The following is a 12632-nucleotide window of genomic DNA, read 5'->3' as shown; positions in this document are numbered from 1 at the left end:
CGACTCGTCGGGCCGCCGCGATTGCGTGCGCCGGCCGGCGAGCCTAGGTTCCGGACATGCTGGACGTCAACAAGACCACGGGCGCGCCGCCCGTCATCCGCCGCGAGGATTATTCTCCGCCCGACTGGCTCGTCCCCGACATCAGCCTGGATTTCCGGCTCGGGGCGGAGCGGACGATCGTCCGCGCGACGTTGCAGGTCCGCCGCAACGGCAGCCACCGACGGCCGCTGCTGCTCAATTCGGAGGTGGAGGCGATCCACCGCGTCACGCTGAACGGCGAGCCGGTCAATTACTGGTACGAAGATCAGGTGCTGCGCGTCCCGATCGAGGGCGAATCCGCGACCGTCGAGACCGAGGTCCGGATCGCGCCGCGCGCCAACACCCAGCTCATGGGCCTTTATGAATCGAACGCGATGCTGTGCACGCAGTGCGAGGCGCAGGGTTTTCGCCGCATCACCCCCTTCCCCGACCGGCCCGACGTGCTGTCGCGCTACAAGCTGCGGATGAGCGGCGACAAGGCGCTCTATCCGGTCCTGCTCGCCAATGGCGACCTGGTTGCGTCGGGCGAAGGCGAAGGGGGCACCCATTGGGCCGAGTGGCACGATCCGTTCCCCAAGCCCTGCTACCTCTTCGCGATGGTGGCCGGCGACCTGGTCGCGAACCGCGATACGTTCACCACCATGTCGGGCCGCAAGGTCGATCTCGGCATCTGGGTGCGCGCGGGCGATCTTCCCAAGACCGCGCACGCCATGGCGAGCCTCAAGGCGGCGATGAAGTGGGACGAGGAGGTCTATGGGCGCGAGTATGACCTCGACATCTTCAACATCGTCGCGGTGGACGACTTCAACTTCGGCGCGATGGAGAATAAGGGCCTCAACATCTTCAACTCGCGTTACGTCCTGGCCGACCCGGATACCGCGACCGACGCGGATTATGACGCCATCGCCGGCGTGGTGGCGCATGAATATTTCCACAACTGGTCGGGCGACCGCGTCACCTGCCGTGACTGGTTCCAGCTGAGCCTCAAGGAGGGCTTCACCGTCTTCCGCGACCAGAGCTTCTCGGCCGACATGGGCAGCCATGCGGTGAAGCGGATCGAGGACGTGAAGATGCTTCGCGCCGCCCAGTTTCCGGAGGATGCAGGGCCGCTCGCCCATCCGGTGCGGCCCGATTCCTATATCGAGATTTCGAACTTCTACACCGCGACCGTCTACAACAAGGGCGCCGAGGTCATCAGGATGATGCACACCATCCTCGGCCCGGAGCGGTTCCGCGCGGGTACCGACCTCTATTTCTCGCGCCACGACGGCCAGGCGGTGACGTGCGAGGATTTCGTCAAGGCGATGGAGGATGCGAGCGGCGTCGATCTGTCGCACTTCCGCTTGTGGTACAGCCAGGCCGGCACGCCGCGGATCAAGGCGCGGCTGGTGAACCGGACCGAAGGCGTCCATGTCGCGCTGGAGCAGGAGGTGCCGCCGACGCCGGGTCAGCCGGTCAAGCAGCCGATGCCGATCCCGCTGAGGATCGCACTGCTCGACGAGGCGACCGGACGGCCGACCGACGAGCGGCTGATCGTGCTCGACAAGGCCAGCGACGAGATCGCTCTCGATGGCGCGCCGGCGCGCCCCGTCCTGTCGATCAATCGCGACTTTTCGGCGCCCGTCATTGTCGAGACCGATCGGAGTGCGGTCGACCTCGCCTTCCTGTCCGCGCACGACGACGATCCGTTCGCCCGCTACGAGGCGATGCAGCAGCTCATGCTGGACACGCTGACCGCGGCGGTCTCGACGGGCGGGGCCGATCACGCCCCGGTGATCGAGGCGGTGCGCCAGACGCTCACCGACGCGAATCTCGATCCCGCCTTCATCGCGGAAGCGGTGCTGCTGCCCAGCGAATCCTTCATCGGCGATCGCATGGCGGTGGTCGATCCGGAGGCGATCCGGGCGCGGCGCGAGGCGCTGCGAGCGGATCTCGGCAGGACGCTCGAGCCGCTGTGGCGCGATGCCTACCGGGCCCATGTCGCCAATCGCTACGCCTATAATCCGGCGGCCAAGGGCGCCCGCCGGCTGAAGACGATCGCGCTCGGCTATATCGCGGCGACCGGCGCGCCGGACGCGGCGGCGCTGGCCAAGCGGCAATATGACGAATCCGACAACATGACCGATCGCCAGGGCGCGCTCGGCGTGCTCGTCAACGGCTATTCCGCCGAGCGCGATGCGGCGCTCCAGGCCTTTTACGAACGCTACCGGACCAATGGCCTTGTGCTCGACAAATGGTTCACGACCCAGGCGTTGTCGACCCGCGACGATGTGCTCGATCAGGTCGAGGCGCTGGCCGGGCATCCCGATTTCACGCTGGCCAATCCGAACCGGCTGCGCTCGCTCGTTGCCGCTTTCTCGGTCAACCAGCGCGCGTTTCACGATGCGTCCGGCCGGGGCTACCGATTCCTTGCCGACATGATCCTGGCCGAGGACAAGCTCAATCCGCAGACCGCGGCCAAGCTGGTGCCGCCGCTCGGCCGCTGGCGCCGCTTCGACGAGGGCCGCGCCGCGCTGATGAGGGCCGAGCTGGAGCGGATGGTCGCGACGCCCGGCCTCAGCAAGGATGTGTTCGAACAGGCCTCGAAGAGCCTCGCCTGAGCTCAGGCGGCCGCGAAGAACATCAGGTGGACCAGCCGGCCATTGTCCGGCCGGTCGCCGAAGCCGGCGCCGGAATTGTGGAACATCCACGGGCTGAACAGAAGCAGCCGGTTGAAGCGCATCGGCGCGGTGAAGCTGCGCTCCCATCGCGACGGCTTCAGCGTATCCTGGTTGACCACCTCCTCGACGAGCCGGTTGGGATCGTCATAGCCCGCGCGGACCATGTCCAGCCGGTCCTCCGGCACGCGATCGAGACCGGTTCGCCGATGCCGGTAGAAATCGGTGCCGCCGCGGCAATGTTCGGGAAGCGTGAGGAAGAGGATCCCCGAATAGAAGCACGGATCGATATGGACCCCGGACCGGCCCTTCTCCCGCGCGAGCGTCAGCCGGCAATGGCCGTGGCTGGTGCCCGGTTGCGGCCGGACGGGGCGCCCGATCAGCCCGGCCACCGCATCGTCGAGCCCGCCGATCGCGAGCGGCCGGGTCGACAGCAGGCCCGGATAATTGCCCTTCTTGAAGCCGGGATCGTAATCGAGCGCGAGCGCGGCCTGGCGCGCGGCCATCGGGTCGGCCAGGAAATTGTCGACGATCAGGACGGACGGCAGCATCGCGCGAAGCTATAAGCTTCGGCGCGCACGGCAAGGGCCAAACGCGTCAGTCGCGGTACACCTGCTCCGCCGCCGCTTTCAGCGCCTCCATCGCGATCCGATAGGGGCCGGGGCCGTGGCTGATCCGGGCGACGCCAGCCTGCGCGACCGCGTTCGCCTCCGGGGCGCCGGGAAAGGCCATGAAGTTGACCGGCAATGGCGAGGCGGAGCAGACCCGTTCGAGCAATCTCAGATCGACGAGGCCGGGCACGAAGAAGCCGCTCGCACCCGCTTCGGCATAAGCGCCGGCGCGCTCGATCGCGGCATCGACCTTCGCATCGTCGTGCGTGTCGGCACTCGCCTGAAGGAAGATGTCGGTGCGCGCGTTGATGAAGAAATCCGGACCCACGGCCGCGCGCGCGGCGCGGATGCGCGCCGCCTGATCGGCGGGCGCATGGAGGCCCTCGCCGCCAACGATCTGATCCTCGAAATTGCAGCCGACGGCGCCCGTCTTGGCAAGCCAGGCGAAATGCTCGCCCAGCCCCGACGGATCGGTCGCATAGCCGCCCTCGAAGTCGATCGTCACCGGCAGATCGACGGCGGCGACGATCCGCGCCGCATTGTCGATGGCGAGGTTGATCGGCAACGCCTCGGCATCGTCGAAGCCGTTGGCCGCCGCGACCGACCAGCTTCCGGTCGCGATCGCCTTCGCCCCGGCCAGCGCCACGGCGCGCGCGCTGCCCGGATCCCAGGCGTTGAACAGGATCAGCGGATCGCCTGGCACATGGAGCGCGGCAAAGGCGCGGGCTTTGGCGGCCATATCGGTCATCACATCCTCCCCCGATGCCGCGGCGAGATATCCACCCTGGCGGGCGCCGCCCTCAATGCACGAAGCGCGCGACGACGTCGCGGTAGGAGCGGCTCACCTTCACCTGGCTGCCGCTGTCGAGCACCAGGAAGCATTCGCCATTGGTGTGCGGCTTCACCTGGCGGACCTGATCGAGATTGACGATGGTCGAACGGTGGACGCGCTGGAACCGGCGCGGATCGAGCCGCTTTTCCAGGTCCTTCATCGTCTCGCGAAGGATCAGCGTGTTATCGCCCGTCTTGATGCACATATAGTCGCCGGCGGCCTCGACGCTCTCGATCGTATCGACATCGACGCGGAAAATCTGGCCGCGGTCCTTGATGTTGATCATCCGCTCGTAGCGGCTGGCGGCGTGGGCGTCGTCGCCGGTCGCGGCCTCGACATTCTCCATCGCCTCGGGCGCGACCTCGGCCAGCACCTCCTTGAGCGCAGCCACCTCCTCGGCGCCGCGCTTCTCGGCAAGGCGCTGGCGCACGCGGTCCATCGTGTCGGCCAGCCGGGCTTCCTCGACCGGCTTCATCAGATAGTCCACCGCATCCGCCTCGAACGCGCGCAACGCATGGTCGACATAGGCGGTGACGAAGACGAAGAGCGGCGGCTCGACCTCCATCAGGCCCTGGATCACGGAAAAGCCGTCGAAGCCCGGCATCTGGATGTCGAGGAAGACGAGATCGGGCTTGTGCGTCTTGATCGACCGGATCGCCTCGCGTCCGTTCGAGCAGGTATCGATGATCTCGACATCCTCATGCGCCTGGAGGCGCAGTTGCAGGCCCTGAATGGCCAGCGTCTCGTCGTCCACCAGGATGGTGCGGATGGTCATTTCGGCTCCTCGGCTGTTTCGATCTGATAGGGAATTTCGATGAAAACGCGGAAGCCCCCCGTAATGTCCGACTGTGTCTCGAAACGATGGTTGTCGCCATAGGCCTGCGCCAGGCGGTCGCGAATGTTCGCCAGCCCGACGCCGGTCGATTGCTCGGCGCGGGTCTGATAGGCGGCGTCGGCGCCGGGACCGGTGTCGACGACGGTGATGGCGACCCGGTCGCCCTGGCGGCGCGCCTGGATCGCGATGTCGGCCCCCTCCTCCTGCGGCGTGACCGCATATTTGATCGCATTTTCGATGAGCGGCTGAAGCAGCAGCGAGGGAAGCAGGGCGCCTTCCGCATCGGGATCGACCTGGAAATGCGGACGCAGCCGCTCCTCGAAGCGCATCTTCTCGATCTCTAGGTAGAGCTTCAACGTCTCGATCTCCTGCGCCACCGTGACGCGCGCGATCGATTCGTTGACCAATGTGTAGCGCAGGAAGGACGACAGCCGCGACAGCATGGCGTTGGCGCGATCGGTCTGCTTCAGGAGCACGAGGGTCGAGATGGAATTCAACGTATTGAAAAGGAAGTGCGGATTGAGCTGGTAGCGAAGCATCGCGAGTTGGGCGTTGGACGCGGTGCTTTCAAGCCGCAGCAGCCGATCGGTCTGTTCCTCGAGCAGCAGGTAGAAATTGATGCTGTAATAAAGGGCCGACCAGGCGATGAGCAGGGTCACGGTCAGGATGATCGCGCCGAGAAACCGGACTCCCTCCGGGCGGCTGCCGGGCTGGATGAAGGTCGCGTAGCTCCACGTCTCGATCGCGGAGAAGGCGGCGGCGGCGACGACCACGATCAGGATCGATCCCGCCCAGGTGAAGATTTCCCGCATCCGGATCAGCCGGCGGAACGCCGCCGCCATGAGCAGCGTGATCGAATAACCGGTCGCGGTCAGCAGCAGCGTGTGGAGCATGTAGCTCCACTCCATCGCATTGGCGAGGCCGGTGAGCGTGCGGAGCACGAAATAGCCGCTCCAGCCGACGGTCTGGAGCGTCCAGAAGGCCCGGTTCTTGTCCTCGAAAAAGGGGCGGCCGCGCAGCCGGAACGGATTGGGCTGCTGCGGAGCCTCGCCGGTCAGCGGCGCCGCGGGCGCGGCGGCGGCGATGGGGGCGGCGCTATTGCTGGCCACTTGGGGCGGAACCCTCTCCTGCCGACGTCGTCGCCCTTCTATCGGGGAGAACGACCATCGACCAGTCTCCCTGATCCGTGACCCAGGTCGCGACGGCCCGGCGGACATCTTCCGCGGTCAGCCCGCGATAATCGGACAGATAGTCGCGGACCCGCGCGATCTGGCGTGGATCGCTGTCCCACCCTTCGAGCGCCGCGACCCAATAGGCGTTGGTCGCCAGCCGGCGCTCGATTCCGCTGATCACCGGATTCTGCGCGCGGGCGAATTCGTCGGCCTCGACCGGATGGGCGGCAAGATCGGCGACGATGGCGCGCGCGATGCGGAAAAAGGTCGCCACATTGTCCGGCTTCACCTCTGCCGCGGCGAAGAAGACGCCCCAGTTGGGGAAGGTCTCGGACGCGTTGTGGGTGGCGTTGGGCGAATAGGTCGCCCCCTCGCGCTCGCGCAGCTGTTCGAACAGGCGCGCCTGGAAGATGTTGGCGGCGAGCGCGAGCGCGCGCTGGTCGCGGACATTGTCGAGGCCGCCGAAGGTGGTCCAGCCGATCGCCGCGAAGGCCTGGTCGGGATCGCCGCGATGCGTGAAGGTGACCGGCGTCGGATTCGGCGCGGGCGGACGGATCGCGGCCGGATCGGGCGCGACGGCGGGCTCGGGCCGCGTCGGCAGCGCGGCGACGGTGGGCAGCATCGCCGCAACCGCATCGTCCAGGCTGACGTCGCCGACGATGATCGCATGGACCGGCCCCTCGGCGAGCAGCGGCGCATAGAAGGCGCGGAACTGGTCGGGCGTCGCCGCGGCGATCACGTCGCGCTCGACCGGGGCGACGCGTTTGTCGTTGGGCCTCAGGAAGCCGCGCAGCTCGCGCCCGGCGCGCGCCGATGCGGAGGCATATTGGAGATCGTAGCTCGACAGCGTCTCGTTCTGCGAGCGCGTGAAGAGCCGCGGATCCCAGCCCGGATCGGCCAGCTTGGTGGCGAGCAGCCTGAGCTCGTCGGGAAGGTCGGGCGCGCTCGTCTGGCTGCCGAGGACGAAGGCGTCGTCGTCGATCGTGAAGCCCATGCCGATCCGCCGCCCGGTCAGCATCCGCTGGAGGCCCTCAAGGTCGATGTCGGCAACGCCCGAGGCCGCGACCAGGGTCTGCGCCCAGGCAAGGCCGGGCCGGTCCGGCGACAGGCCGGAAATGCCCCGGCCGAAGCGCAGCCGTACCTCGACCACGCCATGATCGAACTCGGTATGCTTGAACGTCAGCGTCGATCCGTTGGCGAAGGTGACGATGGTGACGCCCATGTCGGCGATCTCGCGCCGCGAGACCTCCCGTCCCGGCGGGCCGAGCCGTGGAAGATCGTCGAAGGAGACGGCGCGGACGGCGGTGCGCTGGGCCGGCGCGGCGGCGCGGGCGGCGGCGAGCGCCTGCGCGAGCGCAGTCTCGCCCCCGGCCACCGGCGCCGCGGTCGCGACCAGCAGCCGCGGCCCCGATCCCTCGAACAGCCGGTGCAACGCGGCCTGGACCACCGCCGGCGTCATCGCCGGCACGTTGCGGATGAAATTGTCGCGCACGGTGGCCGCGCTCGCGACCAGCGACCCGTTGTCGATCGCCCCGACCATGCGGTCTGCGAAGGTCTGCGACATGGCGGTCGGCTCGGTCTGGACGGCGGCGTCCACGGCGGTCCGCAGATTGGCGATCTCGCGCTCGATCTCGTCCGCCCCCGGCGGCGTCTGGAGCGCATCGGAGAGGATCGCATAGGCCTCGTTCAGCGCCGACTGCCAATCCTCGCGCGCGCGCACCTGAAGCATCGTCGTGTCCGCCACGTCGCGTTCGCGCGACGCGCCGATCGAGGCGCTGATATAGGCCGATGTGCCGCGCGCATGCGCCTCGAGCCGGCGGTTGACGATCGCCGCGGCCAGCGTCTCGGCGGTGAAGTCGCGCTCCCGCGCCTGGGTCAGCGGCTGATCGTCATGCGGCCGCACCCAGCCGACGATCGCGGTCGCCGGCGTGCCCGGATAGGCCATGTTGGCGACGGTGCGCGACGGATCGGTCGGGCGTCCGAAATCGGGGTCCGACGGCGCCGGGCCAACGCCCTGCCAATCGCCGAAGCGGGCGCGCAACAGCTCTTCCATCATCGCCGGATCGGCATCGCCGACCATCACCACCGTCGCCCGCTCGGGCCGGTACCAGCGGTGATAGAAGGCGCGCAGCCCTTCGGCGGTCGCGGCGTTCAGCGTCTCGTCGGTCCCGATCGGATCGCGCGCCGCATAGCGCAGCCCGCTGTACATGAGCGGCTGGAGCATCTCCTGGAAGCGCACCGCGATCTCCGGCCGCCGGCGCTTTTCGGCAAGCACCACCGGACGTTCCGCCGCGACCGCCTCGGGATCGATCCGCGCGCGCTCCATCATGTCGGCGAGGACCTGGAGGCTGGTGTCCAGGCTGGCCCGATCGGCGTGCGGCAGATCGAGCTGATAGACGGTGTCGGTCGCGTCGGTCTGCGCGTTGGTGTCGCTGCCGAAGCTGGCGCCGAGACGCTCCCAGGTCAGACGCGCCTGATCGCCCGGAAAATGCTCGGTGCCGCGAAACGCCATATGCTCCATGAAATGGGCCCAGCCGCGCTCATTGTCGGCTTCCTCCAGCGAGCCGGCGTCGATGCGGATGCGGATCGACACCTGTCCGACGGGCCGCGCATTCCGCCGGATCGCGTAGCGCAGCCCGTTGGGGAGCGTCCCGAACCGCCAGCTCGGATCGCGCGCGATATCGCTGCCGCGATAGAGCCAGTCGGCATCTCCCCGTGCCTGCGCCTGGACGGGCGCGCTCGCCCCGCCCTGGGCGAAAGCAGGAATGGGGGCGGCGAGACAGGTGGCGAGTGCGAGGATCAGCGCGCGAATGGGTATCATTGCGGGTCTTTCTGAGGCGGACCGCGGCGAAAGTCGAGCCTCGGCCGTCGCCCGCGTCCTTCGCCGGCTCACCTTGACCCTTGATGAACGGACCGCCGCGCGGCGCCGGCTCAGACGCCCTGCATGAAGCTGTCGCAGCTCGCCGGATCGCCGCTCTGGAAACCCTGTGTCAGCGCCTGCTGGCGCTGCGCGGACGTGCCGTGGGTGAAGCTTTCGGGGACGACCACGCCCTGCGCCGCGCGCTGCAGCGTGTCGTCGCCGATCGCGGCGGCGGCGCGCAGCCCCTCTTCGAGATCGCCTTCGTCGAGCGAGGCGCGCTCGCTCGCCGCCCAGACACCGGCATAGCAATCCGCCTGCAATTCCATGCGGACCTGGAGCGCATTGCCCTGCGCCTCGCTGGCATTCTGCTGGGCGGCGCGGATGCGGTCCGCGGTGCCAAGCAGGGTCTGGACATGATGGCCGACCTCATGCGCGATCACATAGGCCTCGGGGAAATCGCCGGGCGCGTGGAAACGCTGCGTGAGCTCCTGGAAGAATTCGAGGTCCAGATACACCCGGTGATCGGCGGGGCAGTAGAACGGCCCCATCGCGCTCTGCGCCGCACCGCAGCCGGAGCGGGTGCCGCGCTGGTAGATCACCATCTTCGGCACCTCGTAACGCCGGCCGATGCGCTGGAACAGCTCGGTCCAGCGATCCTCGGTCGATGCCAGCACCTGGCAGGCGAAATGCGCCTCCGGAGTCGATTGGCAGCCCTGGGCGGCGCTCTGCGTCGGAGCGGGAGCGCCGGCCGGCCCCACCGCCTGCTGGCCGCCGCCGCCAAGGCTGCCGAGCCCGCCGAAGATGAACAGGCCGATCAGCAGCACGACGACGCCGCCGATGCCGAAACGGCTGAAGACGAAGCTGAACAACAGCCCCGCCATGCCGCCGCCCATCCCGCCGCCACCGAGACGCAAGCCTCCGCCCGACCCGTCGTCACCGCGGAATTCCACATTGTCGCTTGATCGCCGGTCGTCGAAACGCATCTCACCCTCCGGTCGCGGACATGCTGCACCGCGGAAAATTACAGCCTTGCAACTTGCATAACATCCCCGGGAGCGCGAGGGGAGCCGCAATGGCCAACTCGTCCGCCCCCCGCCGCCGCCGCGCCCGGACGCCGGAGCGGTTGCCGCTGCCCGATCAGGTCGTCCTCGTCCTGCAGGGCGGCGGCGCGCTCGGTGCCTATCAGGGCGGCGTCGTCCAGGGACTCGCCGACAAGGGGATCGACGTCGACTGGATCGCCGGCATCTCGATCGGCGCGATCAATGCCGCGATCGTCGCCGGCAATCCGCCCGCGCACCGCGTCGGGCAGCTTCGCGCCTTTTGGGAGGAGGTCACCGCCGCCCTGCCCTCGCTGCCCTTCGTCGGCGGTGGGGAGTGGCGCGAGTGGGTCCACCTTGCCTCGGCCGGCTTCGTCGCAATGCAGGGCGTGCCGGGCTTCTTCACGCCGCGCCTGCTCAACCCGCTCATGGCGCCGTCGGGGACGGCGGGCGCGCTCAGCTTCTACGATTCGGCGCCGCTCGCGAAGACGCTCGACAAATATGTCGACTGGGATCGGCTCAACAGCGGCGCGCCGCGCCTGTCGATCGGCGCCGTGGACGTCGAATCGGGCAATTTCCGCTATTTCGACACCGCCACCGACCGGATCGATGCGCGCCACGTCATGGCGTCGGGCGCCTTGCCGCCAGGGCTGCCGCCGGTCGAGATCGACGGCGCCTTCTACTGGGACGGCGGCCTCGTCTCCAATACGCCGCTGTCCTACGTTCTCGACAATCAGCGCGAGGAGATGCTGGTGTTCCAGGTCGACCTCTTCTCGGCGCGCGGCGCGATGCCCGCGACGATCATGGACGTCTATGCGCGCGAAAAGGACATCCGCTATTCCAGCCGCACCCGCGCGATCACCGATCAGCTGCTCGCGCTGCGAAAGGCGCGCGAGGCGGTGCAGCGCCTGCTCGACAAGCTGCCGCCCGAATTCGCCGAGGATCCCGATTACCAGCGCGTCGCCCGCCTCGCCGCCGAGCGGCCGGTGAACATCGTGCACCTCATCTATCGCAAGCACGGCTGGGAAGGCGGCGCGCGCGACTTCGAATTCTCCCGCGACACGATGGAGCATCACTGGCGCGAAGGCCTCGCCGCGCTCGCCGAGACGATGCGCCACGACGCCCTGCTCGCCCGAAACATCGTCGACGGCCGCACCGCCGCCTTCGATCTCGCCAACTAGAAAGGACGGATTTCCATGTTCCTCAAAGGCAAGACAGCCCTCGTCACCGGCTCCACCTCGGGGATCGGCCTCGCTTATGCCAAGGCGCTCGCCGGGGCCGGCGCGAACGTCGTCATCAACGGCTTCGGCGATCCTGCCGACATCGAGAAGGAGCGCGCCGGGCTGGAGCGCGACCATGGTGTCCGTGCGCTCTACAGTGGCGCCGATCTCACCAGGCCGGACGAGATCGAGGCGATGATGAAGGCCGCCGCCGACGCCTTCGGCGCGGTCGACATCCTGATCAACAATGCCGGGACGCAGCATGTCGCGCCGGTGGATCAGTTCCCGGTCGAAAAATGGGACCTCATCATCGCGCTCAACCTCACCGCCGCCTTCCACGCGACGCGGCTGGCCGTGCCCGGGATGCGCGCGAAGAAGTGGGGCCGGATCATCTCCACCGCCTCGGCGCACAGCCTGGTCGCGAGTCCGAACAAGTCCGCTTATGTCGCCGCCAAGCACGGCATTGCCGGCTTTACCAAGACGGTGGCGCTGGAGACCGCGACCGACGGGATCACGGTGAACTGCATCAGCCCCGGCTATGTCTGGACGCCGCTGGTCGAAAACCAGATTCCGGACACGATGAAAACCCGCGGCCTCACCCGCGAGCAGGTGATGAACGACGTGCTGCTCGCGGCCCAGCCGACCAAGCAGTTCGTCCAGCCCGAACAGGTCGCGGCGCTGGCCTTGTTCCTCTGCAAGGACGAGGCGGCGGCGATCACCGGCGCCAACCTGTCGATCGACGGCGGCTGGACGGCGGCCTGAAAACGGGAAAAGCGGTCGCGCCGGGCGGGGCCGGGGCGCGACCGCTTTCGTTGCCTGTGCGCTACTGGCTCGAAATCTCCGAGATCGCGAGCGTCGCCGGCTCCAGGCGGGCATTGCCATAGGTGCCGACCCAGATGTCGTACTGGCCGGACTGCGGATTGTTGAACCGCACCATCGGATTGAGCCCGCGCTCACCGCTGTCGTCGTCGCAATACCAGCGGCCATCGGGCGCGTTGACGACGAGCGTCGTGTCGGCGTTCGAATCGACCGAGATGATCAGCGGATAGCGACCCCGCGTGTAGCGGACGCGCACGTCGGGCGCATTGGCGATGAAGCCGCGGCACGAGCTGCTGATCGACGAGGCGTCGATGTCGCCGCCCGACTGGAGATCGATGGTCTGCGGATCGGGCGCGAACCCCGAATCGAGCGTCAGGGTCGTATAGGTCGGATCCAGGCGATAGTCCTGCGCCCCCGCCGGGACCGCGGCGACGGCCGCGGTGGCGAGAACGGCGAAAAATGTCTTCATCGACATGCCACTTTCTCCCTCAAATCGAAGCGTGCAGCCGACGCCCCCGCCCTCTGGGTGCAATAGCCGGCCCGCTCGATC

At 68.0% G+C, this 12632-nt stretch carries 10 protein-coding genes; 3 read left to right on the top strand and 7 right to left on the bottom strand.

The window, feature by feature from the left end; all coding sequences use genetic code 11:
* Positions 1 to 56 precede the first annotated feature (56 nt).
* Positions 57 to 2639: an aminopeptidase N gene (pepN, locus tag FRZ32_RS08230; RefSeq protein WP_147043054.1), complete on the top strand. Its 2583-nt coding sequence runs from the start codon at positions 57 to 59 to the stop codon at positions 2637 to 2639.
* Between the two features lie 2 nt (positions 2640 to 2641).
* Here the strand turns inward: pepN and FRZ32_RS08225 are convergent, their stop codons facing one another.
* The 6 genes from FRZ32_RS08225 to ypfJ form a co-directional block, all read right to left on the bottom strand.
* Positions 2642 to 3247 carry a DUF6445 family protein gene (locus tag FRZ32_RS08225; RefSeq protein WP_147043053.1) on the bottom strand — a complete coding sequence of 202 codons (606 nt, stop codon included), beginning with the start codon at positions 3245 to 3247 and terminating at the stop codon, positions 2642 to 2644.
* Positions 3248 to 3293: 46 nt separating this feature from the next.
* Complete coding sequence (locus FRZ32_RS08220) at positions 3294 to 4055, bottom strand: isocitrate lyase/PEP mutase family protein (RefSeq protein WP_147043052.1); 762 nt, start codon at positions 4053 to 4055, stop codon at positions 3294 to 3296.
* Between the two features lie 52 nt (positions 4056 to 4107).
* Positions 4108 to 4914 carry a LytR/AlgR family response regulator transcription factor gene (locus FRZ32_RS08215; RefSeq protein ID WP_147043051.1) on the bottom strand — a complete coding sequence of 269 codons (807 nt, stop codon included), beginning with the start codon at positions 4912 to 4914 and terminating at the stop codon, positions 4108 to 4110.
* A complete protein-coding gene (locus FRZ32_RS08210) occupies positions 4911 to 5993 on the bottom strand; it encodes a sensor histidine kinase (protein ID WP_243445342.1) in 1083 nt (360 codons plus the stop codon). The genes FRZ32_RS08215 and FRZ32_RS08210 overlap by 4 nt, the downstream gene beginning before the upstream one ends.
* A gap of 76 nt (positions 5994 to 6069) precedes the next feature.
* Positions 6070 to 8967, bottom strand: coding sequence for a M16 family metallopeptidase (locus FRZ32_RS08205; protein ID WP_147043049.1), 2898 nt, complete (start codon positions 8965 to 8967; stop codon positions 6070 to 6072).
* 110 nt (positions 8968 to 9077) lie between these two features.
* A complete protein-coding gene (gene ypfJ / locus FRZ32_RS08200) occupies positions 9078 to 9989 on the bottom strand; it encodes a KPN_02809 family neutral zinc metallopeptidase (RefSeq protein WP_147043048.1) in 912 nt (303 codons plus the stop codon).
* Between the two features lie 89 nt (positions 9990 to 10078).
* Between ypfJ and FRZ32_RS08195 the strand changes: the two genes are divergently transcribed.
* Together FRZ32_RS08195 and FRZ32_RS08190 are read left to right on the top strand one after the other, a co-directional pair.
* Positions 10079 to 11224, top strand: coding sequence for a patatin-like phospholipase family protein (locus tag FRZ32_RS08195; RefSeq protein ID WP_147043047.1), 1146 nt, complete (start codon positions 10079 to 10081; stop codon positions 11222 to 11224).
* 15 nt (positions 11225 to 11239) lie between these two features.
* On the top strand, positions 11240 to 12025 hold the full coding sequence (locus FRZ32_RS08190) for a 3-hydroxybutyrate dehydrogenase (RefSeq protein WP_147043046.1): 786 nt from the start codon (positions 11240 to 11242) through the stop codon (positions 12023 to 12025).
* A 61-nt stretch (positions 12026 to 12086) separates the two neighbouring features.
* Here the strand turns inward: FRZ32_RS08190 and FRZ32_RS08185 are convergent, their stop codons facing one another.
* Positions 12087 to 12557: a peptidase S1 gene (locus FRZ32_RS08185; RefSeq protein ID WP_147043045.1), complete on the bottom strand. Its 471-nt coding sequence runs from the start codon at positions 12555 to 12557 to the stop codon at positions 12087 to 12089.
* Between the last annotated feature and the right edge of the window lie 75 nt (positions 12558 to 12632).

It is taken from the genome of Sphingosinicella ginsenosidimutans, from assembly GCF_007995055.1.
Lineage (GTDB): Bacteria > Pseudomonadota > Alphaproteobacteria > Sphingomonadales > Sphingomonadaceae > Allosphingosinicella > Allosphingosinicella ginsenosidimutans.
This window is presented reverse-complemented; position numbering and strand designations above follow the sequence as displayed.